This is a genomic window from Candidatus Polarisedimenticolaceae bacterium, assembly GCA_036376135.1.
In the GTDB taxonomy this organism is placed as follows: Bacteria; Acidobacteriota; Polarisedimenticolia; order Polarisedimenticolales; family DASRJG01; genus DASVAW01.
Window position 1 is genome coordinate 1 of the sequence record DASVAW010000072.1, and the last position, 24,660, is coordinate 24,660.

Consider the following 24,660-nt stretch of genomic DNA (forward strand, 5'->3'; position numbering starts at 1 on the left):
GAGGCGCTCGGCGATCTGCCCCTCCGCCTCGCTCCCCCGCAGGCGCAGGCGCGACTCGAGGGTGGCGTAATCGGGCGGGAGGATGAACACGCACACGCACGGGATGCCGCTCTCGCGGACCTGGCGCGCTCCCTGGACGTCGATGTCGAGGAGCAGGTCCCGCCCCGACTCGAGCTCGCGTCGGGTCGCCTCCCGGCCGGTCCCGTAGCGGTGCGAGAACACGCGCGCCCATTCGAGGAAGTCGCCGGCGGCGATCCTGCGGTCGAACGCGGCGTCGTCGACGAAGTGGTACTCGCGCCCGTCCTCCTCGCCCTCGCGGCGGGGCCGCGTGGTGTAGGAGACGGAGAACGCGATCCCCGGCACCTCCTCGAGCAGCCGCCGGGCGAGGCTCGACTTTCCCGTCCCGGAGGGGGCGGAGACGACGAAGAGGATTCCGGGAGCAGCCGCCATCGCCGTCACTCCAGGTTCTGGATCTGTTCGCGGACCTTCTCGCTCTCGGCCTTCAGATCGAGCGCGCGACGCGACAGCTCGAGGTCGGAAGACTTGCTGCAGATCGTGTTCGTTTCCCGGTGGATCTCCTGCAGGAGGAAGTCCAGGCGCTTGCCGACCGGCTCGTCGACGCCCTCGCCGAGCAGGGCGCGCAGCTGCTCGAGGTGGCCGCGCAGGCGCACCGTCTCCTCGGTGACGTCGGCCCGGTCGGCGAGGAACGCCGCCTCCTGGGCGAGCCGCCCCGGGTCGAGCGACAGGCCCGACGCCAGGGACGCGAGGCGTTCCTCGAGCTTGCGTCGCGCGAGAAGCGGCACCTCCCCGGCGCGCTCGAGCACGGTGCCGGTGAGCGCGAGCATCCGCTCCGCGCGGGCGACGAGATCGACGCGAAGCGACTCGCCTTCGCGCCGACGGTCGGCGTCGTGGGCTTCGAGGGCCCGCTCGAGCACGTCGTCGAGCTCGGGCGCGGACGCGGCGTCGAGCACGTCCCGGTCGGACACGACGCGCAGGACGCCGGGGACGCGAAGGGCCGACGCGAGGTCGAGCGTCCCCGCGACGCCGAACTCCTCGTGCATCGCCGTCGCCACCGCGACCACGCCCGCGAGAACCTCGCGGTCGAGGGCGACCGGAGCGGAGGCCCCCGGCGCGCGCTCCACCCGCAGCGCAACCTCGACGCGACCCCGCTTGACTCGGGCGAGGACGCGGCGCCGCACCTCGGGTTCCCACCCGGACAGCGCCTCCGGCAGGCGCAGGCGCAGGTCGGCGAAGCGGTTGTTGACGCTTCGCACCTCGACCGTCACCCGGGCCCCGGGGAGGTCGGCCGTTGCCTGGCCGTAGCCGGTCATGGATCGGATCATGGGGTTGCGCAAAGCCGGAATGGGAGCACAAGGACGGCGGAAAGTCAATTTCCTCCGCGACTTAGCTCATCCAGGACCGCCTGCGCGGCCCGATCGAACGCCCCTTCGCCGCACAACTGCGCGCGCAACTCGCCGAGGGCGTCCCGGACGCGGCGGGCCGCCTCGTCGTCTTCGATCCACGAAGCGATCGTCCCGGCGACGGCTTCGGGGGTGAACGCCTCCTGGACGAGCTCCGGGAAGATCCTCCGGCCGGCGACGAGATTCGGAAGGGCAATGTGCGGAACCTGCACCAGCCGCCGCGCCAGCAGGTACGAAAGCGCCTGCATCCGATACACGACGACCGTGGGGAGGCCCGCGAGGGCCGCGTCCAGGGTGGCGGTCCCGGAGGCGACCGCCCCGGCGGCGCACAGGTGCAGGACCCCCGGGTAGTCCCCGGCGTGCACGAGCACGCCCGGCAGGCGCGACGCGGCGACGATCTCCTCGAGCAGTCCCGCGGGCAGCGTTCGCGCCTGCGGGACGACGAAGCTCGCGGAGGGGATCCGCCTCCGCAGCAGCCGGGCGGCCTCCAGGAGGATCGGCAGGTGTCGGGTCACCTCCCCGCGCCGGCTCCCCGGGAGCAACGCGACCACGGGCCCCTGGTCGGGGAGCCCGATCCCGCGGCGGAGGGAAGCCGTGTCGCGCGGGATCCCTCCCGCCGCGGCCGGGTGCCCGACGAAGGTCACCGGCACCCCTTCCGACGCGTAGAACGCGCTCTCGAACGGGAAGAGGACGAGCATCCGGCGGACGATCGAACGGATCGTGCGCACGCGGCCGCGCCGCCAGGCCCAGACCTGCGGGCTCACGTAGTAGACGACGGGGATCCCGCGCGCGTGGGCCCGTGCGGCGAGCCTCAGGTTGAAGTCCGGAAAGTCCACGGGGACCACGAGCTCGGGGCGCTCGTCGTCGAGCAGCGTTTCGAGGCTCGCCATCGCGCGCCGGATCGCGGGCAGGTGCCGGATCACCTCCACGAAGCCGACGACGGCGACTTCAGAGGCGTGCTGGACGAGCCGCACGCCGGAAGCCGCCATCTCGTCGCCGCCCATCCCGACGAGCTCGACATCGGGGCGCCGCTCGCGCAGGGCGCGGGCGAGGCCGGCGCCCAGCCGGTCGCCGGAGGCCTCGCCCGCCGAGATCACGATGCGCGGCGGGCGGCTCACGTCGTCTCGACAGGCGGTCGCGCCGGCTCGAGGGGAAGCCCGGTCGCGCGGTCGGCGTCGTCGGTGATGCGGTCGAGCGCGTCCTCGAGGGCGAGCCGATAACGCTCCTCCGCGTCGGCCGTCGCCTCGCGCGGCACGAAGATCGGCTCCCCGTAGAGGAACAGGCCGCGCGTGAACGGGCGCGGGAGCAGCGTGCCGTCCCACGAGCGCAGCCGCTTCGCCGGGAAGGCGGAGAACGCCACCGGGACCACGGGAAGCCCGGTGAGCCGCGCCGTCGTGACGACCCCCATCTTCACGCGGCGGCGCGGCCCCTTCGGCCCGTCCGGGGTGAACCCCACGTCGAACCCCGCGCGCACCTTGCGGAGGATGTCGCGCATCCCCTGCGTGCCGCCGCGCGTCGAGGAGCCCTTCGAGAGGTCGAGCCCGAAACGAACGAGGATGCGAGCGAGGTACTCGGAGTCGCGGTGCAGGCTCGAAAGGACCGTGATCTTCCCGCCGGGGTAGACGTACGGCATCATCGCGAAGCGCGAGTGCCAGAAGGCGAGGATGTAGTTCCCCCGCTCGCGCCGCAGCCCGTCGAGCACCTCCCGCCCCCGGTACTCGAGGCGCATCGTCGCCTTGCAGAAACGCAGGTACGCGTAGCCGATCCTCGGCACCAGAGCGAGCAGGATTCTCTCGGTGAGCGGGTGCATGGCGGGGGCGAAGTGTATATCTTCCGCCCGCCGGTCCGGAGGGGTGGAGCGCTTGAAGCCGTACGTCTCGATCGTCGTCCCCGTCCTCAACGAGGAGCGGACCATCGAGCGCCTCGCGCGCTCGCTGCTCGAGCAGGACTACCCGAAGGACCGGTACGAGATCGTGATGGCCGACGGCGGCTCGGCCGACGGCACGCTCGAGATCCTCCGCCGCCTGGATCCCGAGGGACGGATCCGCGTCCTCCCCAACCCCGGACGGACGGCGCCCGCCGCCCTCAACGTCGCGATCGCGGCCACCACCGGCGAGATCGTCACCCGCGTCGACGCGCACTCGTGGATCGCCCCCGACTACCTCTCCCGCGTGGTGCGCGTCATGGAGGAGACCGGCGAGAAGGTCGTCGGCGGTCCGGTGCGGATGGAGCCCGACACCCCGTTTCGCCGCGCGCTCGTCGAGGCGTTGTACGCCAAGGTCGGGGTCGGCTCGGTTCCGTACCGTACGCTGCGCGAGCGCGCGTACGTCGAGTCGCTGCAGACCGGTTCGTTCCGGCGCGAGGTTCTCGATCAGGTCGGCCCGTTCGACGAGTCGCTCGCGGTGGTCGAGGACCTCGACATGAACACGCGGATCCGCAAGGCGGGACACCGCCTGCTGCTCGACCCGTCGATCCGGTTCTGGTACGTGCCGCGTCCGGACGTCCGGGCGTTGTGGCGTCAGATCTGGACGGTGGGTCTCGTCAAGGCGCGGATCCTCCGCAAGCACCCCGACATCTTCAAGCTCAAGTACGTGTTGCCGACCGTGTTCGTGGTCGCCCTCGGCGCGTCGCTCGCGCTCGCACCCTTCCGGCCTTGGACGCTCGCCTGTCCCGCCGCCTACGCCGCCGCGGTCGTCGGTTTCGCCGCGTCTCGCGTCCCGCGGCTCGGGGCGGGTGCCGTGCGGCTGCTCGCGATCCTCCCGACGCTGCACGTGGGGTACGGGCTCGGGTTCCTCGTCGGCGCGCTCGAGCCCCTCGCCGGACGCCCCGCGAAGCCCCCGGGAGCACCGTGAGCGAGCGCTCGGACGCGCGCCTGCTCCTCTCGATCCTCCGCGGCGACCTCGCGGCTCCCGGAACGCCGCCCGCGGGCGCGCGATTCGGCGACCTCTGCCGGGCGTGCGACGTCGCCCCGACGGTGCACGCGATTCTCGAGCGCGCGGGCCGGTTCGACCTCGTCGGCGCGGATGCCGAACGCGAGCTCGCGAGGGCCCGGCACAAGTGCCGGAACGACAACCTGCTGCTGCTCGCCCGGCTCGAGCAGGCGCTCGACATCCTGGGCGCGGAAGGCATCGTCCCGATCGCGCTGAAGGGGATCTCGTTCCTGGGGCGGTTCTACCCCTCGTTCGACGCGCGCACCCTCGACGACGCCGACCTGCTCGTCGCCCCGGCCGAGGCCGCGCGCGCGATCGAGGCGCTCGAACGCGCGGGGTGGACGGGGCCGCGAGGCGCGGAGCGCACCCACTGGCTCCGCTCGAGCTTCGAGATGCCGCTGACCTCGCCCGGGCCGGTGACCGTGCTCCTCGAGATCCATTGGAGCCTCGGGCAGGAGCAGCGTTACGACATCCCCGTCGGGGAGATCCTGGCGCGCACCGTGCCGCAGGAGATCGCGGGACGACCCGCCCGACGCCTCGACGACCACGACGCCGCGGCGCACCTGCTGCTCCACCACGTGCAGCACTACTTCGACCGGCGCCTGAAGTGGGCGGTGGACCTCGCGTCGATCGTGGCGGACCCGGGGTTCGACTGGAGCGAGGTCGCTCGACGCCTGCGCTCGTGGAAGGGAAGCGGGGCGGCGAGCCTGGCTCTCCGCCACCTCCGGAAAGTGCATCCCCCGGCCTCCCCCGACGAGGCCCGGCGCGTCCTGCCCGTCGCCGCGTGGCGGCGGGCGATCCTGCTTCCCTTCCGCTCCCCCGATCCCGTCGACTTCTTCCGCGGCACGCGATGGCGGATCGTGCAGCTGCTCCTGGCGGCCGCGGCCCTCGAGAGCCCCGCGGACCTCCCGGGATACCTGCGTCACCGGGCGCGTCGCGATCGGGATTAACGCTCCGCGTCCATCCACGCCTGTTTGCGATCGAGGAAGTCGTAGCCACCGGCGAGACGCCAGCGCAGCTCGGTCGGCCCCTCCCCGGGCTCGATCGTCACGCGCCGGAGCAGGAACACGTCGCTCCCCGGCGTGTTGAATCCGACCCGGCCGGTGCAGGCCGCGTCGAACCCGTACGCCTCGACCGCCCGCCGGACCGCCGGAGAGTAGAGCCCGAACGGATAACAGAACGTCCGTGGGCGCCGCCCCGCGAGATCGGAGAGGATCCGGTCGCATTCCGCGAGCTCGGCGGCGATCGCCTGCGGGGAAAGCCGCGTCAGGTCCGGGTGGGCGTGTGTGTGGTTTCCGACCTCGACGCCGAGATCCGCGAGCGATCGCAGCTCCTCGGGCCGGAAGAACGGCGCCCGTCCGAGGAACGACGACGTCACGAACACCGTGGAGCTCCAGCCGCGCCGCGCCAGCGCGGGGTAGGCGACACGGAGGTTGTTCGACCAGCCGTCGTCGAATGTGATCGCGAGTGTGGGCGCCTGGACCGGAGACCCCTCGCGAACGCGCCGGACCGCCTCCAGCAGCGGGACGACCACGTACCCGAGATCCTCGAGCAGCGTCATCTGTCCTTCGAAGTCCACCCACCAGGGATCGCTCCGGTCGGACTCGGTCGCGTGATAGGCGAGCACGCCGACGCCCCGCCCGGGATCGTTGGGGCGTCGCCTCGCCGCGAGCGCCCGGCCGACGAGGCGCTTGACGGCCTCGCGTCCCCTGCGCCGGCGGGGGGCTCCCCACGGCCCCCGCCGCTCGTCCCAACCCGCCGGTCCTTCCATGCCGAGCCCCCCGCGACGGTCCGCCGCGACGGGAACATACTCTCACGCGAACGGGCGGGCTCGGGAGCGTGCTACGCTCCCGCGGCGACGCGCCGGCGAGCGGCGACCGCGATGCCGAGGACGCCATGGAGAGGCCAGCCGACGATGTGCGCCGCCGCACCCTCTCCGGCATCCGCGCCGTCGCGCTGCTGAACGTCGCGACCCTTCCGCTTTCGTTCCTGATCAACCTCGTCCTGAGCCGGTCGTCCCCCCTGGCGCTCGGGTACTACGGGGCGAGCCAGCTGTTCGTCGGGACCTTCATCACGTTCTTCGTCCTCGGCGGGCCGCCGGTGTTCGCGAGGTTCGTCCCGAGGATCCCGCCTTCCCGTCGGCTGAGCTTCCTGCTCGCCTACACCGGCGCGTGCCTCGCGCTGTTCGCGGCGACGGCGGCGCTCCTGGCGGCGGCGCCCTCCGCGGTGTCGGGGCTGATCGCCCGCTTCGGGGAGCCTCCGCTCGCGTGGGCCGCGGTGTTGTGCGTCGCCGTGCTGGTCTGGGCCTTCACCTCCCACTTCCTGTACGGCTCGCTGGAGGCCCCGCGGGCGGCCTGGACGCTGAAGTCCGTGACCCTGGGTTACGCCGTGCTCGCGCTGGCCTTCCTCGGTCCCCTTCGCGAGGCGCTGGCGCACGACCCCCGGCGTGCGATCTGGGGGGCGACCGTCGTGGTTCACGTCTTGGGGGCGTTCCTCGGCGCCTTCCACGTGTGGCGCACGGTGCCGCGAGGCACGGGCGTCGATCTCCGGGGGCTGCCCGAAGGGTTCTGGCCGGTCGTGGGCTACGTGCATCTCGGTACGCTCGTCGCGTTCGTGTATTCGAGCCTCTCCCCGGCCGCGGTGCTCCTGACCCTCGACGTCGGCGCGCTCGCGTTCCTCCACGCCGCCGGGCGCTTCCCGCTGCTCGTCGTCAGCCTTCCCGCGATGATCGCCGACGTCGTCGCGCCCGGACTCGCGAGTCTCGACGCGTCGGGCATGCGCGACCGCGCGCTCCGACACGCCACCGCCGCCGTCGAGGCGGCGCTCGTGGTCACGGTGCCGCTCGTCCTCGGCTTCGTCTTCTTCGCGCGGGACGCGATGGCCCTCTTCGGGCCGCCGTTCGTCGAGCACCGGGAACTGCTGCGCATCCTCGCGCTGTCGGCGCTGTCCGCCCCCGTGGTCTACGTCGGCTCGGGGATGCTCGCCGCGTTCGGCGCGTTCCGCGCGTACCTGCTCGCCTCGGCGTTGTACGTCGCGACCGCGCTCGTCCTGGTCGTCGTGCTGGTTCGCGGTTTCGGCCTTCCCGGCGCGGCCTGGGCGGCGACGATCGGCGCCGCGCTCCAGCAGACGGTGGTCACCGTGACCCTCCGGCGCCGCCTGGGCTACGCGGCGCCGTCGCGCGCCACGGCGGCCTGGGTATGCTGCGCGGGGGCGTTCGCGCTCGCGAGCACCGTCGATCCCGGCCGGCTCGCGGCGGCGGGAGCGTTCGTCCTGGCCACGATCGCGTTCGCCGTTCTGGGCCGCGTGCGGCCGAGCGAAGTCCGCGATCTCGCGCGCCGGTTGCTGGGCCGCGGCTAGGACTCGCGCCCCGGCCCGTCCCCGTAGATCGTGATCCCCGTCGCGGACAACCCGTCCAGACGTGCGAGGAAGGGCCCGGCCTCGACCCGGAAGAAGTCCATGCCCCGCCAGCGGAAGTCCCGGGCGACTTCACCCACGACGTGATCCCGGACGAAACGCGGGACGTCGAAGGTCATCCGGCGCTGGTCGTGGGCGTATGCGGCCACGACGACCTCGACCCCGTCGGCCCGTCGGCACCGCGCGTCGAATCGCTCGGCCACGTAAGGGGAGCACGGGAGACGCTCCGGCCGGAGGTCGTCGAGAACGTGCACGAGAGTCAGGTTCTTCGTGGACACGCCGAGGCCCACGACCCGCCCCCCGAGCGCGGCGTGGAGCGCGAACGGACTCGAGGCCGAGAACGGGTACGGGTCCTCGTGGTGTCGCGCGACGAGCGCTTCGGCGTGGCGGCCGAGCGCGACCACCGAACGCGTCGGGTGCACGCTGCGCCGCGCCCCCGGCAGGCGGCGGGCGAGCTCTCCCAGAAGCCCGGTACCTCCCGGCGTCCGCCGCACGTCGAACACCCGCCCGGATCGAAGCACCTCGTACGTTCCCTCGGACGGGAACGTCGGAAAGAGCAGCGTCCCCTCGTCGCCGACGAGCTCGAGGAGAATCTCCAGCAGCCGCAGGGGCGAAAACGCGAGATGGAGCAGGTCCTCCGAGGAGTGGACGAACACCGCCGCTCCCGGTTCGAACCCCAGCCGCTCCCGGGCGAAACGACGGAACTCCTCTTCCGACAGCGGCGGGTGCGCCTCGACCGCGGCCCGCCGGCGCCGCATCTGCATCGCCTTCAGGCGACGCGCCCAGGTGGAGGGCAGGTAGTGCAGGGCCAGCGCACGCACGACGTCGCGGATCGCCATCTCGCCCTTCCGCCCTCAGACGGTCACGACGACCCGGCGCGTGAAGGTCTGGAGGAGGTCCTGGCCGTCCCAGACGTGGGAGAACTCCAGCGCGCGGCCGACGGGGACGATGCGATCCGCGCCGCCGCGGGGGAGGGCGGCGGCGAACGCCGCCAGCGCGTCGCGCGAGAACCCGAGAGCGACCAGCGTCTGGTCCTTGGAGACGACGTCCGGGCGGAGGTCGTCCAGCGTGGCGTAGTCCGCCTCGAAGAAGAACCCGCCACCGGGGTGCATCTCTCGGAGCTCCTCCGTGAGCCGTTCCACGCGCGCGACGGTCAGCGGCGTCGCCAGGCCCAGATCCGCGCGCGCGCCGCGCATCGCGGCCCGGCAGGCCGCGGTGAGGCGGCCCGAGACGGGCTGCGCCCACTCGTCGGCGGGACGGGCGTCGGCAACCGCCCTGAAACGCTCCCAGAACGCCAGCCGCGCCTTCTCGCAGATCTCCGCAGGCCCCACCCAGGCGATGTGCCGGGGGGACGAGCAGGCCATCTGGCCGTACACGAACACGTCGTTCGCGAAGTCCCTCAGGAAGGTGTCCCAGGACGCGGCGTCCATGGCAACGATCGTCGCGGCGTCGAATACCGCCATCGAGAACCGGTCGGGGAACACGACGTCCGTCGCCCATGGGCGCAGCGGCGCCTCGCGGATCGCGCGGATGGCCCCGTCGCCCCCCCAGATCACCCGCAGGTCACACGCGGCCCCCAGCCGCGCGTTCGTGGCGCGGTCGTGCTCGAACGACACGAACACGGTCCGCTCGCGAACCGCCTCGAACGTCGGGGAGGCGAGCACCTCGCGCAGCGCGCCCAGGAGCACCTCCGCCGTCCGATCGCGGCGTTGCGACAACCGGACGACGTTGGCGTTGCCGGCGAGCACCGAAAGCAGCCACGAATAGGCGAAGATCGTGTCCACGTTCGACGGCGCGTAGTGCAGCACCAGCCCCCGGGCCGCCGCCACGTCGCCCCCCATCGTGCTCTCGAATCGGCGCCGGAGCTCCTCGAGGCGCGACCGGCGCATCCAGTAGGCGAACGCCACGAGGTCGGGAAGCGCCCGAAGTTCCGGGTCGGCGAGCAGGCGCGAGGACAAGGTCGCGACGAAGTCCACGGCGATGCCGTCGAACGGGCGCGCCCGGGCGCGCTCCGCCGCACGCGCGCAGGCGTCCTCGAGCGTCGAGGCGCCCGCCGGAGCGAGCAGGACCTCAGCCACGGGCACCCTCGACGGATGCGGCGTGCGTGTCGCTGCACCCCCGAAGCTCCGCCTGCGGCGCCCGGCCGGAGACGCGGAAATACCGGCCCAGCCTCCCGGTCGGACAGTCGTCCTCCCCCTCGATCACCCCGAGATCCTCCGTCAGCAGGCTGTGACCGGGATAACTCCGCGGCACGACGCTGAGGACCTGGAGCAATCCCGACGCGCCGAACGAAAGCGGCCGGAGCGTGCGTGGATCGCGCACGATGACCTCCGCGAACGCCGGTGCGTGCAGGTGGCCCTCCGCGCATTCGACGAAGACCGACCCGGCCTGCTCCACCATCCCGTAGTAGTTCACCACGCGGCCGATGCCGAACCGCTCACGCAGCGCGTCGCGGAACTCCCCTGCGCCGACCTGCTCTTCCGCGAGCTTCTTCCATCCGCCGCCGTGAAGGAGGATCCCCCCCGGAAAGTCGAATCGGCGATCCTCCCGCCGCGCCGCCTCCACCAGGTGCCGCCACACCATGAACGTGAAGCCGAAGAAGAAGACGGGTCCCGATCCGAATCGCGACTGGAAGGACTCGAGCGCGCCCCAGTCGGGACGCATGTCCTCCCCGAGGAGGTAGACGTGATCGCGCCCGAACGTGGCGAAGCCGAGCAGGCCCGCCCCCCGCGCCGAGAACTCCGCGCGGTCCTTGACGACGCCCGGATGGTCCACGAAGGCCATCGGCAATCGTGCCGCGCCGAGCTCCGCGCGGAGGATCGAGGTGAGCGCCCGGGATTGGAGCGACGCGGTGTCCCGATCCAGCGGGACGCGCGACGGGCGCTGCCCCGTCGTTCCGCTCGAGGTGAGCACCTTCACCACGGCCGACGCGGGCACGCTCGCGAGGTGCTCGGCCTTGAACAACGAGACCGGCAGGAACGGGAGGTCCTCGAGAGCCCCACCACCCGTCGCGGGGAGCTCGAGCCGCACGCCGCTCACGATGCGGTCGTAGGCCGGGCACCGCTCGCGATGAAATGCGTGCAACGCGGCGAGCTCCGCCCCGAGGTAGGCGGCCTTCTCGGCCTTCCCGAGCGCGTACGGCTCGGGGAGACGGGGCAGCGCGAGGTCCGTCATGCGGGCAGGTGCTCCGCGAGGATCGCCGGGTAATCGACCTTTCCGGTCGGCGTTCGCGGGATGCGCCGTCCGTCGACCACGCGGACCGCGGTCGGGTTGAGCGCGAACCGGCTCGTGAGAAGGCGCTCGGCCTCCGGCCGCCGCTCGGGACTCTCGAGCAGAACCACGATCCGGTCGTCGACGCCGTGGCAGGCGACGGCCTCTCCCATGGCCGCCGCCATGGCGACCTCCAGTTCGTCGAGGTTGACCCGGTGGCCGAACAGCTTCACGAAGCGACGCAGTCGGCCGGTGATGAAGTAGTAGCCCTCGTCGTCGCGCCGCCCGAGATCCCCCGTGCGCAGCGTCCCGCCGAGCTCGTCGCCGCGGGAGAGATCCGCCCGCGCGGTGGCGTAGCCGAGCATGACGTTCGGGCCGCGGTACACGATCTCGCCGTCGTCGCCGTCGATCGACAACGCGCCCCCGGGGATCGCCCGGCCGATCGAGCCGAGTTTGCGCGGGAGGGCGTCGGGGGGCACGAAGCTGATGCGCGCGGTCGCCTCCGTCTGGCCGTACATCACGAAGAACCGCGCGCCGCCGCGCGTCGCGGCGCGTGCGAAGTGATCCTGGAGCGCGGGTTCGAGCCGGCCCCCGGCCTGCGTCATCGTCCGGAGCGATCGGTGGGTTCCCGGGTCGAACCGCAGCCGGTGCAGCGTCGCGTAGGTAAAGGGCACGCCCGCGATCGACGTGGCGCGCTGCTCCGCCAGGAGCGTCCAGAACGCGCGATCCACCACGCTCGCATCGGTCAGGACCACGGTGGCGCCCGCGAGAAGATGACTGTTGAGGACCGAGAGGCCGTACGAGTAATGCAGGGCGAGCGACGCGAGCGGGCGCTCGTCCGCCCCGATCTCGAGGTAGCTCGCGATGGACGCGGCGTTCGCCTGGAGGTTCGCCGCCGACAGTCGCACGAGCTTGGGGCTCCCCGTGGTCCCCGAAGTCGACAACATGATCGCGAGCGCGTCGTGGGGAGGCGCGTCGTCCGAAGGCGCCGTGCGTACCCACAACGCGCCCTCGCGGGAATCGAGCCACGACGGCGCGAGGCGGTACCCCGGAGGCGCCGCGAACGGGACGGTCGCGGCGATCCAGTCCGGCCTGTAGGTCTCGATCAGCTGGTGCTGGAGCGGCTCGGCAAGCGAGGCGTTCGCCAGGTACGCCGCGGCGCCTCCGCGGAGCGCGGCGAGGTACGCCGCGACCGTCGCGGGCCGGTTGCGTCCCAGGACGAACCCCAGCGACTTGCGCCCGCCGCCGGGGAATGCCGCCGCGAGGTCGTCCGCGGAACGGAGCAGCTCGCCGTACGTGACGCTGGCGCCGGACGCGCCGTCGACGAGCGCCGGTCGGGCCGCTTCGACCCGGAGCTCCCAGAATCCGTTCATACCCGGAACCCGCCGTCGACGCCGACGACCTGACCGGTGACGTACGCGGATTCCGGCCCCACGAGGAAGGCCACCGTCGCCGCGACGTCCTCGGCGCTTGCGGGCCGTCCGAACGGAATCGCGGCGATCGAGCGCTCGCGCTCCTCGGGCCTGAGATTCCGCGTCATCTCGGTGTCCACGAATCCGGGCGCGACCGCATTGACGCGGATCCCCAGCGGAGCGAGCTCCTTGGACGCGGCGAGCGTCGCGCCGATCACTCCCGCCTTGCTCGCCGCGTACGCGCAGTAACCCGCGCCGCCGCGTGTCCCCAGGATCGACGCCAGATTGACGATCGCGCCGTGTTTGCGCCTGGCCATCAGCCGCGACGCGTGGTTCATGTGGAGGAGCGTGGCGGTCAGGTTGACCCGCACCATCCGCTCCACGTGCGCCGGGGTGATCATTCCCAGCGGCGCCGCTTCGAGCACCCCCGCGTTGTTCACCAGCACGTCCAGCCTGCGCCAGAGCCGGTGGATCTCGCCGAAGGCCCGGCCGATCGCGGCGGCGTCCTCCACGTCGTAGACGATCCGGGAAGGCTCCGGCGCGCCGTGTTCACGGACGGCGGCCGAGGTGTCGAGCAGCCCCTCCTCGGAACGGGCGCTCAAGACGAGCTGGTACGAACGGGCCGCGAGCGCCAGGGCGACGGCGCGACCGATCCCCCGCGAGGCCCCGGTCACGAACGCAACCGGTCGGTCCACTTCGTTCGGAGCGGGCGTTTCGGTCATCTCAGAACCCGACGCCGTGCCTCCCAAGGATGTCTCGCGCCTTGGCGACACTGCTCAACTCGATCACCTCCTCGGTGTCGAGCATGAGGTCGAACTCGTCCTCCAGCGCCGCCACGAGCGCCATGTGAGACACCGAATCCCATTGGAGGATGCTCCGGTAGGAAAGCTCGTCCGTCACCGCGTCCCGTCCGATCCCCAGAACGCGGCAGAACACCGAAGCGAGACGCTCGTCATTCATCACACCGCCCACTCGCCGAACGCCGCGGCCCTCGTACACGACCCGACGCGGCGAGCGACACGGCCGCAGGAACATACCGTCAGGGCCACCCCCGCGCAAGGGCCCCGGGGGACCGTCGGGGAGCGGCGCGGCTGTGGCAGGATGGCGCCGCTCGCGAGCGCGGCGATCGCGACGGGAGGGGCCCGATGGAGGAACGTTTGCGCGGTGCGCGACTGCGCGACGCGACGCTCGGGGACTTCGAGGCGGTGGCCGCGCTGAAGTCCCGGATCGGCTGGGGGCGCGATTCCGCCGCGACTTGGTCCTGGTTGTGGGAACGAAACCCGGCCCTCGCGACGGACACGCGACGGCCGCCCATCGGCTGGGTGGTCGAGCGCGACCACCGGGTCGTCGGCTATTTCGGAAACGTCCCGCAGGTCTATCACTACCGCGGCCGCCGCATCCTGGCCGGCGCCGCGATCGGACTGTGCGTGGATCCCGCGTGCCGTGGCGCGGGGTACGGCATGGAGCTGGTGAAGGCGTGGTGCCATCAGGACCGGGTCGACCTCGCCATCTCCACGACGACGAGCCCGCAGGTCCGCACGATGATGCTGGCCGCCGGCGCGCTCGATCTCCCCCAGCCCGACTACGCGCGGGCGCTCCACTGGATCGTCGAGCCTCGCGGCGTGGCGGCGGCGCTCCTGCGCAAGGCGGGTCTCGCGTCCCCGCTCGCCGGGGCCGCCGCGTGGCCGGCGGGGGCCGCGCTCCGCGCGTGGGACGTGATCCTGGGCCGACGGCGGCCGTCGGTGCCCGACGGCTTCGACGTGGCGGTCGACCGGGAGCCCGGGTTCGGCCCGGAGTACGACGACCTGTGGCGGCGCGTCACGCAGACGGCGAGGGGGCTTCTCGCGTGCCGTTCCGCCGAGTCGCTGCGTTGGCATTTCGGCGGACCGACGCTCGAGGGCGCCGTCCGGATCCTGACGTGCCGGCGCGGAGGCGCTCTTGCCGGATACGCGGTCTCCATGCGCGTGGACGCCGCGGGCGTGCAACTGCGTCGGTGGCGCCTGGTCGACCTCCTGGTCGAACACGGCGATCGCGCCGCCGTCGCGGCGCTGCTCGCGGCGGCGTTCCACGCGGCGCGCGAGGAAGGCGCGCACGTGCTCGAGGTGATCGGATACCCGGAGGAGATCCGCGCGGTGTTCGCCGAGAGCCGACCCGGCTCGCGCGTGCTCGGCGACTGTCCGTTCCAGTGGTCGGTTCGGAGCGCCGAGGTCGCGAAGGAGCTGGGTACCGCCCCCGCGTGGTACGCCACCCCCTACGACGGAGACGCCGCGCTGTTGTTCCTGGAGTGAGCGGTCGCGCAGCTCACGGAGCGTGAAGCGCGACGATGCGCACGCGATCGTCGAAGCCGGCGACGGCCTGGCCGCTGAACATGGCGACGGGCGCTCGACCCTCGGCCTGGGGCAGGACGACGGTTCCGAACTGGAAGTACCGCAGCGACCAGGGGTCCTTGCGGTAACGCGCCGCCGGCCTCCAGTCGGCGCCGTCGCGGCTGACGAACACGCACGCCGAGCGATCGGGATTGACGCGACTCGGCTCGACGCACGTCGAGACCACCCGCAGGTCGCCGAATCGGGCGGCGTACAACGAGGAGCCGGGGATCGCCGCGAGCGTCGTCGTCCTCCCGGTCGCCTTCTCGAGTCGGATGATGGCGTTGGGCTCCGTCTCCGAGTCGGTGCCGAAGATCAGGGCGTCGGGCTCGACGATGGCGCCGACCGCTCTCGCGTGTTGCGTCCCGCGCAGGACCCAGGTGACCCGCGAGAGGTCCGCGTCGAACAGGCCGACGCCGGGCTCGTGCCGGTAGTCCCCGACGAGGACCCAGTACGAGCCGAGATGGGGATCCCAGATCAGATTGTGCACGTGCCGGATCTCGCCGGCCGGGAACGTGTAGGCGACCTCGAAATGCCGTCCGTCGTCCGACGCGTAGACGTGAACCTCGCGACGCTCCGCGTTGTCGCCGTATTCTCCGAACAACACGCGGCCCGACGGATGCACGCTCAGGTTGATGGGGCGCGACCCGCGCTGGAACGCGAACACCCGCTGCATCGCCGTCTCGCCGTGCCGCGCGAGATAGACGCCGTCCCGCGCGACCGCGAGGCGGCTTCCGTCGCGACGGACGACGAACGCCTGCACGTCGTGCCGGAAAAGCCTGGCCAGCAGCCGCGGCGCACACGCGGCACGTCGCCAGGCCGCGGCGGGAACGACGCAGTCGACGACCCAGCGCTTTCCGAGGTCCTCCGAACGGAGTACCGTATGGCGTCGCGCCACGTGGAGCGTCCCGCCCTCGCTCACCCAGAGGGCGCGCCCCCGGGCCCGACCCAGATCGACGAAATCCTGCGAGTTTCCCGGGACGCCCATCTCATGCGCTCCGCGACGGCGATCGCTTCGTGCCGTGCCCGACGTGCTCGAGAAGTCGGAGGATCCCTTCGGCGCTGCGCTGCCACGTGAACTCCCCGGCTCGCGCTCGCCCCCGGGCTCCGAGTTGCTCGGCCAGCCGCTCGTCCGTCAGGGCCCGCTCGACGGCGGCCGCCACGTCGTCGACGCGATCGGGATCCACCAGCAATGCGGCGTCCCCGACCAGCTCCGGCATCACCGAGCGATCCGAGACGATCAACGGCCTTCCGGAGGCCATCGCCTCGAGCACCAGGTTCGGACAGTTCTCGCACGCCGAGAGGAAGACCACGACCGCAGCGCCCGCGTGGAGGAGCGAGAGCGCGTCGTGTTCCACCGAGCCGAGGAAATGGACGCGGCCGGCCACGCCCAGCCGCTCGGCCTCGTCCCGCAGCGAGCGGGCGTAGTCCGCGTCGAACGGGGTCCCGGCCACCACGAGCTCGAGCGACCCCGCCGGCCCGGAAGTCATCCGCGCGAGCGCGCGGATCGGCGATTCGACCTTCTTGTACCGGTAGAGGTGCGAGGCGTACAGGGCGTACGGCCCGCGGACGCCCCAGCGCTCCCGCACGGCGCGCCGCGCCGCCTCGCGGTCGCCTCCCCCGAATCCGGGGTCCACGCCGTGGTAGACGACGGCCTCCTCGCGGGGGACCACGTGCGTGCCGCGGAGGGCGTCGGCGCGACCCGTCCGGCTCAGGAACACGGTCGCCTGCGCGCGGCCGATGAAGTACCGCGTCGCCCGGGCCAGCAGGCGGAGCCTCATCCGCGACCGGAAGGACTCGACCGACCAGAGCTCGGGGTAGAACGGGAGCACGTTGTGCACCACGATCACGCGCGGCACGCCCCCGGCGAAATGGGTGAGGTTCGCCGGGGCGAACACCACGTCCTGACGGGATGCCAGGAGCCGGAACGGGAGCACGACGTTTTCCCAGATCAGGCGGCGCGCCGCATCGACTCCGCGGAACCCCACCACCTCCCACGTCACGTTCGGCGCGCCGAGGGTCCGGAAGTCGGCGAGATCCTCACGCGCGACGAACACGGTGAAGGCGTGCCGACGCCCCATCTCGAAGATCCGCGGCAGCACCTTGAGCAGGTGGGTCCTGCCGCCGCCCACGGTCGAACAGAGCGTGTTGACGGCGATCCGGAGCGCCGGAGGCTCGCCGGTCACGCCGCACCGACCGCCAGCGCGAACGACGCGACGCAGCGATCGAGCGAGCAGTACGCGCCCACCCAGGCCTGCGCGCGACGACCCGCGGCCTCCAGGTCGACCCCGGCGAGCGATTCGATGCGCCTCCGGAGCGCCGCCACGTCTCCCGCCGGAAACGACCAGCCCGTCTCCCCCTCGCGGATCAGGTCCGGCGTGTTGCCGACCGCGTCGGAGGCGACCACGGGGATGCCCGAGTGCATCGCCTCCACGACGACGAGCGGCCACGGATCCTCGCGGGACGGGAGCACCAGCACATCCGCCGCGGCGTAGAGTCCGGGAAGGGCCTCGAGCTGCTGGAACGGCAGAGGGACGACGCGCTTCGGCGCCGGGACCCTCGCGGCGAGGGCGTGGAGCTCGGGCTCGAGCGCCCCGGATCCGACCGCAAGCAGCGTGGTCGGCCCCTCGACCTCCGCGGCGGCGAACGCGGGGAGGAGGTCGTGGAATCCCTTGCGCTCGATCATCTGCCCCGAGAACAGGACGACGGTTCCTTCGAGACCCAGCCGCGCACGCGTGGCCGCGCGCAACTCCGCCCGCGCCGGGGCGGCGAGGCGGAAACGCGTCTCGTCGACGACGTTCGGGAACACGCTGAAGGGGACGCCCGGCCGGGTGAAGCGCCGGAGGTACTCCTCGGCCAGCCGCCCCGGCACGAGCACGTGGTCGGCGTGGCGCATCATCCAGCGCTTCGGCGCGGCGCGCAGCCCTTCGTCCGCGGGTTTCCCCACCGCGTTCGACTCCGCCCAGCTCACGACGCGGCGGCGGCGGCCGACGTGCACGCCCAACGCCGCCAGATACAGCGTGAGCGAGTCGTAACCGGGGAGGATCACCGTGTCGGGATCGTGGGCGCGGATCCGCCCGACGACCCCCGGATTGAGGTGGACCGTCCACGCGCCGCGCTTGAGCGGAATGTGCAGTCCCTTCATGAATTCGTGCTCGAAGGCGAGCCCGTCCGGGATCCGCCAGGACCGATTGGCCTCCGTCCGCGCCATGAACAACACCCGGAAATCGACGCCCGGGCACTTCGCCAGCGCGTTGAACAGCGGCACGCGATACGGCGGGATGATGTTGTGGACGAGGACCACCCGCAGGCGATCCCGGCCGGCGGACGCGTTCATCGCGCGGCGGTGGCCGTCGCGGCGGCGCTCCCCGCGGCCAACGCGCGGTGGATGTCGAAGGTCGCGCGCGTCACACGGAAGTACACCTCGGCAGGCACGGGCGGCGCCCCGCCCGACCTCACGGCCGCGAGGAGCGCGTCGATTTCCTCGCCGTGCCCCTTCCCCGCCGAACCCAGGCTGCGCGACTTCCCGCCGACGTACAGTTTGCACTCGCGGAAATCGTCGAGCACCGCGGAGGCCCCGCCGGCGTGCATCTCGAGTCGCTCCTTGGGCAACCGCGGATTCCCTCCCGAGGTGTACAGGATCTGGCCGACGCTCCCGTCCGCGAAGCCGATCTGCACCGCCACGTCCTCCGCGAGGCCTCGGGAACGGCCCGCGGAGTCGGCTTGGAGCGATCGGATCGGGACGTCTCCCGCCAGGAAGCTCAGCAGGTCGACGAAGTGGCAGACCTCCCCGATCACGCGACCGCCGCCCAGGTCCGGATCGTGGACCCAGTGATTCGGAGGGATCGAGCCCGCATTGATCCGGTAGGTCATCAGCAGCGGCCCTCGGGTCGCCATCGCGTCCCGAAGGGCGACCGCCATCGGGGAGAAGCGCCGGTTGAAGCCGATCATCAACATCCCCGCCGCCCCGTCCGCCGCGGATTCCACGTCGGCGAGCTCGGCGTCGTTGAGGGCGAGGGGCTTCTCGACGAAGACGTGTTTCCCCGCGCGCAATGCCCCCGCCGCGAGCTCCGCGTGACGGTCGTGCCGCGTGGCGATGCACACGAGGTCGGTCGAGGGATCGTCGAAGATCTCGCGGGGCTCCGTTCCCGCCGCCTCGAATCCGAAACGGGCCCGGGCATCCTCGGCGGTGAGTCCGTGTGCCGTCACGACCCGGCTCATGCGGACGTGCGCGGCGCCGCGGAACTTCGGCAGCAGCGTTCCGCGTGCGAAGGCGCCGGCCCCGATGAACGCGACGCCGACTTGCCCGGGGACCCGGGTCGTCGCGGAAACGCGCTTCGCGCGGCCCGGCGACCCGGCGGGCGACGCCGGAGTCGGATACTCGATGACCACGCCCAGAGGGCGACCGGAGGCGCCGCCGGAGAGCAGGCGATCGTACAGGCGCGCCGCCTCGTCGACAGGAGCCCGATCCGTGATCAGGGACGCCACGTCCACCTTGCGGTCGGCGACGAGGCGCAGGAACGCCTCGAGATTGCGGGTCTCCGTCCAGCGCACGTAGCCGATCGGATAATCCACTCCCTTCTCCTCGAAACGCAGGTCGTAGCGACCCGGTCCGTAAGAGCGGGAGATGCGCAGGTCGAGCTCCTTCGCGAAGGCGATCTCGCGGGGCAGCGCGAACGGGACGAACCCCACGGCGACGACGCGTCCGCGGTCCCGCGACATCCCGGCCGCGGCGACCATGGGCCCGTCCTCCTTGCTGGCGGCGGTCACGAGCACCGCGTCGACGCCGATCCCCTCCGTCCAGGCCAGCGCCGTCGCGACCTGCGCCTCCGTGTCGCCGTCGACGCCCGTCTCGGCGCCGGAGGCCTTCGCGCGTTCGACGAGATCGGCCGCGAGATCGAACGCGCACACCCTCACGCCGTTCGCGCACAGCATCTGCGTCGTGAGCTGGCCGAGGATCCCCAGTCCGACGACCGCGAACTGCTCGCCCAGCGTCGGCTGCGCCTGCCGGATGCCCTGGAGCGCGATCGCGCCCAGCGTGGCGAACGCCGCGTGTTCCGTGGCGACGGCGTCCGGGATCCGCGCGGCGAGATGGACCGGAACGCAGACCACCTCGGCGTGGCTCGCGTGGCCGAACCCCGCGCAGGCGACGCGATCGCCGACCCGGAAGTAGTCGCCCGCGCCCTCCCCCACCGCGAGCACGACGCCCGCGCTCGCGTATCCGAGCGCGCGCGGCTCCGAGAGCTTGGACTGCACCTTGCGGTAGGCGGCCACCACCCCGTCGCGCCGCACGCTCTCCATGACGCGCCGCACGAGATCGGGCCGCGCCCGCGCGGTCGTGAGATAGGAGTCGCGAACGGCCGAGACGAGGTCGCGTTCGGTGCCCGGGGAGACCACGGAGAAGTGGTTCCGCACGAGCAAGCACCCGCCACGCAGCGCCGGCGAGGCGAGCTCGGCCGTTTCGATCCGCCCGCTCTTGGGATCCTGGACGACTTGTTTCATGCGACGCCAATCCTAGCGCAGGCCGGAAACGTCACGACGGAACGACCCGGACGGGGTCGGCGGCTCGGGCGTCCTGCGCGGCGTCGACGAAGGACCGGCACCACAGCTCGACGCACATCAGCGTGAAGACGGTGTACGCGCCGTCGATCGCGCCGCGCCGATCGGCGGCGACGAGCTCCGCCACCGCCGAGGCGTCGAACAACCCGCGGTCGCGGATCGAGCGGGGCGAGAGCAGGTCCTCCACGAGCGGCCGGAGCTCCGACTTCACCCAGGCCCGGACGGGGGCACCGAAGCCGGTCTTCGGCCGGTAGACCACGTCCGCGGGGAGGCGGGGCTCCATCGCCTTCTTGAAGATCCACTTGCCCTCGGTGCCGCGCTGCTTGAGCGCCGGAGGCACGGACGCGGCGAGGTGCATGAGGTCGGGATCGAGCAACGGAACCCGGACCTCGACGCCGACCGCCATGCTCAGCTTGTCCGCATAGACGAGATTGTGATCCCCCAGAAAATGCCGCCCTTCGAGGTGCAGCATGCGCTGGAGCGGCGGCGTGCTCGGGGGCAGCTCCGCCAACGTGGCCAGGAGCGGCTCCAGCACGCCTCGCCCGGACAGGTCGGCCCGGAGCCGCTCGCCGTAGAGCGACGCGAGGACGTCCGGCTCCGTGCCGAGGAAATAACTCGCGATGCGCTCGTCCCCCTCGAGGTCGGCGTATCGGAGCGCCTTGCGCAGGCGGCGTCCGAACGGGCCGGAGGTCCTTGTCGAGGCCGCGCTCGCCGCGATTCGCCGGCGCACCGCCCGCGGCGCCCACGACCACAGGCGCTCGCGCGCGAGGGCCAGGTGCCGCCGGTATCCGGAGAAGATGTCGTCGCCGCCGGTCCCCGAGAGGAGCACCTTGATCCCCCGCTCGCGGGCGAGTCGGCAGATGGACAGGACGTGCAGCGGCGCGGGATCCGCCGTGGGCTCGTCGAGGTGCCAGATCATGAGCGACAGATCGTCGACGATCTCCGGGCCCACGATCACCTCGTGGAGCGCGACGTCGAGCTCTTTGGCCACGCGACGCGCGTAGACGAGGTCGTCCGCGAAGCCGTCTCGGCGGAACGCATCGTCCCGGAAGCCGATCGTGAAGCAGTCCATCCTCCCGCGCGCGTGTTTCCGAGCGGACTCCACGACGGCACTCGAATCGAGGCCGCCCGACAGGAACGCCCCCACGGGCACGTCGGCGACCATCTGCCGCCGGACGGCCTCGTCGAGCACCGAACGGACCTCCGCGGCGAGTGCGTCCTCCGACAGCGTGGTGACGGGCACGTTCACGGGAGGCGTCCAGAAGGTGAACGCCTCGACGACGCGTCCGGCGCGCACGCGCAGGGCCCGACCCGCCTCGAGCTTGCGCACCGCGGAGAGCATCGTGCGCGGCGCGGGGCACCATCCGAACGCCAGATGGTGCTGCACCGCGATCGGGTCGAGATCGCGCGGAAGCTGCGGACAGTCGAGAAGCGCCTTGAGCTCGCTCGCGAAGAGCAGACCTTCCCCGACCTGCGACCAGTACAAGGGCTTGACGCCCGCGCCGTCGCGGGCGAGCAGCAGCTCGCCCTGCCGCTCGTCCCAGAGCGCGAACGCGAAGATCCCGTTGAGGCTCTCCAGCATCCGACGCCCGTCGCGCAGGTAGAGGTTCAGGAGGACTTCGGTGTCGCTGTGCCCCACGAATCGGAAACCGTCGCGCTCGAGGCCCGCCCGCAGCTCCCGGTAGTTGTAGATCTCCCCGTTGAACACGATCGCCGCCGAACGGGTCGCGTCCCACATCGGCTGGTGGCCGAGAGGGGAGAGGTCGATGATGGCGAGGCGCCGGTGCGCGAGACCGACGCCCCGGGGCGCGTCGTGCCAGGTCCCGTCGTCGTCGGGCCCCCGGTGGGCGATCCGCGCGCTCATCCGGCCCAGAAGCGCGGGTTCGAAGCGCCCGGAGAATCCCGCGATGCCGCACATGCGGCCGACAACGTACGCCGGTCGTGGTCTAGAATCCAGCGCTCGTGCCCTCGGAGGGTTTCGTGGACCAACGCATACTCGTGACCGGCGGGGCGGGATTCCTCGGTTCCCACCTTTGCGATCGCTTCCTCGCCGAAGGGTTCGACGTCGTGGCCATGGACAACCTCTCGACGGGCAGCGTCGACAACATCAGCCACCTCGCCGGGAACCGTCGCTTCCAGTTCATCCACCACGACGTCACCGAGTACATCTTCCTCGACGGCCCGCTCTGGGCGGTCGTCCACTTCGCCAGTCCGGCCTCCCCCCGGGACTACGCGGAGCTGCCGATCCAGACCCTGAAGGTCGGCTCCCTCGGCACCCACAAGGCGCTCGGCCTCGCGAAGGCCAAGGGGGCGCGCTTCCTCCTGGCCTCGACGTCCGAGGTCTACGGCGACCCCCTCGTCCACCCGCAGAAGGAGAGCTACTGGGGGAACGTCAACCCGATCGGCCCTCGAGGCGTCTACGACGAAGCCAAACGCTTCGCCGAGGCGATCACGATGGCCTACCACCGCTTCCACGGCATCGATACGAAGATCGTCCGGATCTTCAACACCTTCGGGCCGCGCATGCGACTCAACGACGGCCGGGCGATCCCGAACTTCATTCTGCAGGCGCTCGAGGGACGGCCGATCACCGTGTACGGCGACGGCTCGCAGACCCGTTCGTTCTGCTTCGTGTCCGATCTGGTCGAGGGCATCCACCGCCTGCTCCTGTCCGGCCTGCACGAGCCCGTGAATCTCGGCAACCCCGAGGAGTGGACGGTGATGCGCATGGCGGAGACGGTTCGCCGTCTCGCCGGAGTCGACGTGCCGATCGTGCACGAGACGCTGCCGATCGACGACCCGAAGGTGCGCCAGCCCGACGTCGCGCTCGCGCACGAGCGCCTCGGCTGGGCGCCGAGGGTGGCGATCGACGAGGGCATCCGGGCCACCGTCGACGATTTCCGGCGGCGTGTGCACGTCGGCTGACCGGACCGCGTGAGAATCCTCTACGCGAGCCAGTATTTCCCGCCCGAGATGGGCGCGCCCGCCGCACGCGTCTCCGCGCTGGCGCGTCGCTGGGCCGCGCGCGGTCACGACGTCACCGTGTTGACCGCGTTTCCCAACCACCCGACCGGCGTGATCCCCCCGGAGTACCGGGGCGAGATTCGCCGGCTCGAGACGTGGCACGGCGCGAGGGTGGTGCGGACGTTCGTCTGGGCCGCCGCGAACAAGGGCGTCCTGAAGCGCGGGATCGCCTACGCCTCGTGGGCCGCCTCCGCGATCGCGCTCGGTCACGGACCGGCCGGACGCCCCGACCTCGTTCTCGCGACCTCGCCGCAGTTCCTGGTCGCACTGTCCGGCTGGGCCCTCTCCCGCCTCAAGGGAGTCCCCTTCGTCCTGGAGGTCCGCGACCTCTGGCCCGATTCGATCGTGGCCGTGGGCGCCTTGCCGCCGCATTCGCCCGCGATCCGCGCGCTGCGCCGACTCGAGCGCTTCGTCTACGGCCAGGCGGACCTCGTCGTTTCGGTCACGCGGAGCTTCGTGCCCCATCTGCGCTCGAACGGCGCGCGCCGCGTCGCGGTGATCCCGAACGGCGCCGATCCGGAACAGTTCCGCGTCGACGCCTCGCGCGACGCCCTGCGGGAGCGGTACGGGCTCGGAGACCGGTTCGTCGCCGTGTTCGCGGGCACCCTCGGGATGGCCCACGGCCTCGAGACCGTGATCGATGCGGCGGAGCGCCTGCGTGACGACCCGCGATTCCTCTTCTGGCTCGTCGGCGAGGGGGCGAGGCGGTCGGAGCTCGAGGCGGAGGCCGCACGCCGCGGACTGACGAACGTCCGATTCGAGGGGCAGGTCGATCGATCCGCCATTCCCGGCGTGCTGGCCGCCGCCGACGCCTCCCTCGTCCTGCTGCGCCCGACGCCGCTGTTCGAGACCGTGCTCCCCTCGAAGATGTTCGAGGCCATGGCCGCGGGGTGCCCGATCGTCCTCGGCGTGCGCGGCGAGGCGTGCGAGGTGCTCGAAACGAGCGGAGGCGGCATCGCCATCCCGCCCGGGGACGCGGACGCCCTCGTCGCGGCCCTGCGCCGCCTGGCCGCCGACCCTGTCGGCGCGCGGCGCATGGCCGAACGCGGCCGAGCGTTCGTCGCGCGAGAGTACTCGCACGAGGCGATGGCGGAGCGTTACGAGCGGGAGTTGCTCGAGCTGCTGCGGGACCTTCGCGGCTGAGACGCCCGCCCGGCGGCCTTTCCCTGCCCGCGGATCGTCGCCACGGCCTCCCGCACCCCCTCCGACCGGTTCCGCGCGACGACCAACACGTCGTTGCCGGAACGCGCCACGACGATGCCGGGGACCCCGACGATCACGACGCGGCCGGCGTCGTCGAAGATCTCCGACCCGTCGCTGTCGA

At 72.1% G+C, this 24,660-nt stretch carries 23 protein-coding genes; 6 read left to right on the forward strand and 17 right to left on the reverse strand.

Features of this window, described 5'->3' with window-relative positions; genetic code table 11:
* The 4 genes from gmk to VF139_06550 form a co-directional block, all read right to left on the reverse strand.
* Positions 1-450 (reverse strand): guanylate kinase (gene gmk / locus VF139_06535; GenBank protein HEX6851047.1); only part of this gene is annotated, 450 nt, incomplete at its 3' end.
* 5 nt (positions 451-455) lie between these two features.
* A complete protein-coding gene (locus tag VF139_06540) occupies positions 456-1,331 on the reverse strand; it encodes a YicC/YloC family endoribonuclease (protein ID HEX6851048.1) in 876 nt (291 codons plus the stop codon).
* A gap of 56 nt (positions 1,332-1,387) precedes the next feature.
* Entirely contained in the window at positions 1,388-2,539 is a 1,152-nt protein-coding gene (lpxB, locus tag VF139_06545; protein ID HEX6851049.1) for a lipid-A-disaccharide synthase, read from the reverse strand.
* On the reverse strand, positions 2,536-3,231 hold the full coding sequence (locus tag VF139_06550; GenBank protein ID HEX6851050.1) for a lysophospholipid acyltransferase family protein: 696 nt from the start codon (positions 3,229-3,231) through the stop codon (positions 2,536-2,538). The genes lpxB and VF139_06550 overlap by 4 nt, the downstream gene beginning before the upstream one ends.
* A gap of 52 nt (positions 3,232-3,283) precedes the next feature.
* On the opposite strand from VF139_06550, the gene VF139_06555 reads away from it, so the two are divergent.
* Positions 3,284-4,273 carry a glycosyltransferase family 2 protein gene (locus tag VF139_06555; GenBank protein HEX6851051.1) on the forward strand — a complete coding sequence of 330 codons (990 nt, stop codon included), beginning with the start codon at positions 3,284-3,286 and terminating at the stop codon, positions 4,271-4,273.
* Positions 4,270-5,301 (forward strand): nucleotidyltransferase family protein, encoded by a 1,032-nt coding sequence (locus VF139_06560; GenBank protein HEX6851052.1) that lies wholly within the window; start codon positions 4,270-4,272, stop codon positions 5,299-5,301. The genes VF139_06555 and VF139_06560 overlap by 4 nt, the downstream gene beginning before the upstream one ends.
* Here the strand turns inward: VF139_06560 and VF139_06565 are convergent.
* Positions 5,298-6,122 carry a polysaccharide deacetylase family protein gene (locus VF139_06565; GenBank protein HEX6851053.1) on the reverse strand — a complete coding sequence of 275 codons (825 nt, stop codon included), beginning with the start codon at positions 6,120-6,122 and terminating at the stop codon, positions 5,298-5,300. The two genes, VF139_06560 and VF139_06565, sit on opposite strands and share 4 nt — an antisense overlap.
* Before the next feature lie 125 nt (positions 6,123-6,247).
* Between VF139_06565 and VF139_06570 the strand changes: the two genes are divergently transcribed.
* Positions 6,248-7,708 (forward strand): polysaccharide biosynthesis C-terminal domain-containing protein, encoded by a 1,461-nt coding sequence (locus VF139_06570; protein HEX6851054.1) that lies wholly within the window; start codon positions 6,248-6,250, stop codon positions 7,706-7,708.
* Here the strand turns inward: VF139_06570 and VF139_06575 are convergent.
* Genes VF139_06575 through VF139_06600 form a run of 6 tightly spaced genes read right to left on the reverse strand, consistent with a single transcriptional unit; the run spans position 7,705 to position 13,347 of the window.
* Positions 7,705-8,604: an AAC(3) family N-acetyltransferase gene (locus VF139_06575; GenBank protein ID HEX6851055.1), complete on the reverse strand. Its 900-nt coding sequence runs from the start codon at positions 8,602-8,604 to the stop codon at positions 7,705-7,707. The genes VF139_06570 and VF139_06575 overlap by 4 nt on opposite strands.
* Before the next feature lie 15 nt (positions 8,605-8,619).
* A complete protein-coding gene (locus tag VF139_06580) occupies positions 8,620-9,843 on the reverse strand; it encodes an acyl-CoA reductase (GenBank protein HEX6851056.1) in 1,224 nt (407 codons plus the stop codon).
* Complete coding sequence (locus tag VF139_06585; GenBank protein HEX6851057.1) at positions 9,836-10,939, reverse strand: hypothetical protein; 1,104 nt, start codon at positions 10,937-10,939, stop codon at positions 9,836-9,838. Before VF139_06585 ends, VF139_06580 begins: the two co-directional genes overlap by 8 nt.
* Positions 10,936-12,348, reverse strand: a complete 1,413-nt coding sequence (locus VF139_06590) for an AMP-binding protein (GenBank protein ID HEX6851058.1) — start codon at positions 12,346-12,348, stop codon at positions 10,936-10,938. The genes VF139_06585 and VF139_06590 overlap by 4 nt, the downstream gene beginning before the upstream one ends.
* On the reverse strand, positions 12,345-13,109 hold the full coding sequence (locus VF139_06595) for an SDR family NAD(P)-dependent oxidoreductase (GenBank protein ID HEX6851059.1): 765 nt from the start codon (positions 13,107-13,109) through the stop codon (positions 12,345-12,347). The genes VF139_06590 and VF139_06595 overlap by 4 nt, the downstream gene beginning before the upstream one ends.
* 1 nt (position 13,110) lies before the next feature.
* The gene (locus VF139_06600; protein HEX6851060.1) at positions 13,111-13,347 is read right to left on the reverse strand and encodes an acyl carrier protein; all 237 of its coding nucleotides are present in this window, start codon (positions 13,345-13,347) and stop codon (positions 13,111-13,113) included.
* A gap of 185 nt (positions 13,348-13,532) precedes the next feature.
* Between VF139_06600 and VF139_06605 the strand changes: the two genes are divergently transcribed.
* Positions 13,533-14,675: a GNAT family N-acetyltransferase gene (locus VF139_06605; protein HEX6851061.1), complete on the forward strand. Its 1,143-nt coding sequence runs from the start codon at positions 13,533-13,535 to the stop codon at positions 14,673-14,675.
* A 13-nt stretch (positions 14,676-14,688) separates the two neighbouring features.
* On the opposite strand, the gene VF139_06610 is transcribed toward VF139_06605, so the two are convergent.
* The 5 genes from VF139_06610 to asnB are packed head-to-tail and all read right to left on the reverse strand — an operon-like array spanning position 14,689 to position 22,230.
* A complete protein-coding gene (locus tag VF139_06610) occupies positions 14,689-15,741 on the reverse strand; it encodes a hypothetical protein (protein ID HEX6851062.1) in 1,053 nt (350 codons plus the stop codon).
* 1 nt (position 15,742) lies between these two features.
* A complete protein-coding gene (locus tag VF139_06615; protein HEX6851063.1) occupies positions 15,743-16,939 on the reverse strand; it encodes a glycosyltransferase family 1 protein in 1,197 nt (398 codons plus the stop codon).
* A complete protein-coding gene (locus tag VF139_06620; protein ID HEX6851064.1) occupies positions 16,936-18,090 on the reverse strand; it encodes a glycosyltransferase family 4 protein in 1,155 nt (384 codons plus the stop codon). The genes VF139_06615 and VF139_06620 overlap by 4 nt, the downstream gene beginning before the upstream one ends.
* A complete protein-coding gene (locus tag VF139_06625) occupies positions 18,087-20,255 on the reverse strand; it encodes a bi-domain-containing oxidoreductase (protein ID HEX6851065.1) in 2,169 nt (722 codons plus the stop codon). Before VF139_06625 ends, VF139_06620 begins: the two co-directional genes overlap by 4 nt.
* 31 nt (positions 20,256-20,286) lie before the next feature.
* On the reverse strand, positions 20,287-22,230 hold the full coding sequence (asnB, locus tag VF139_06630; GenBank protein ID HEX6851066.1) for an asparagine synthase (glutamine-hydrolyzing): 1,944 nt from the start codon (positions 22,228-22,230) through the stop codon (positions 20,287-20,289).
* Between the two features lie 62 nt (positions 22,231-22,292).
* Between asnB and VF139_06635 the strand changes: the two genes are divergently transcribed.
* Positions 22,293-23,237, forward strand: a complete 945-nt coding sequence (locus VF139_06635; GenBank protein ID HEX6851067.1) for a UDP-glucuronic acid decarboxylase family protein — start codon at positions 22,293-22,295, stop codon at positions 23,235-23,237.
* Between the two features lie 9 nt (positions 23,238-23,246).
* Positions 23,247-24,479, forward strand: a complete 1,233-nt coding sequence (locus VF139_06640) for a glycosyltransferase family 4 protein (protein HEX6851068.1) — start codon at positions 23,247-23,249, stop codon at positions 24,477-24,479.
* Here VF139_06640 and VF139_06645 read toward each other — a convergent pair.
* Positions 24,434-24,660 (reverse strand): hypothetical protein (locus VF139_06645; GenBank protein HEX6851069.1); only part of this gene is annotated, 227 nt, incomplete at its 5' end. The two genes, VF139_06640 and VF139_06645, sit on opposite strands and share 46 nt — an antisense overlap.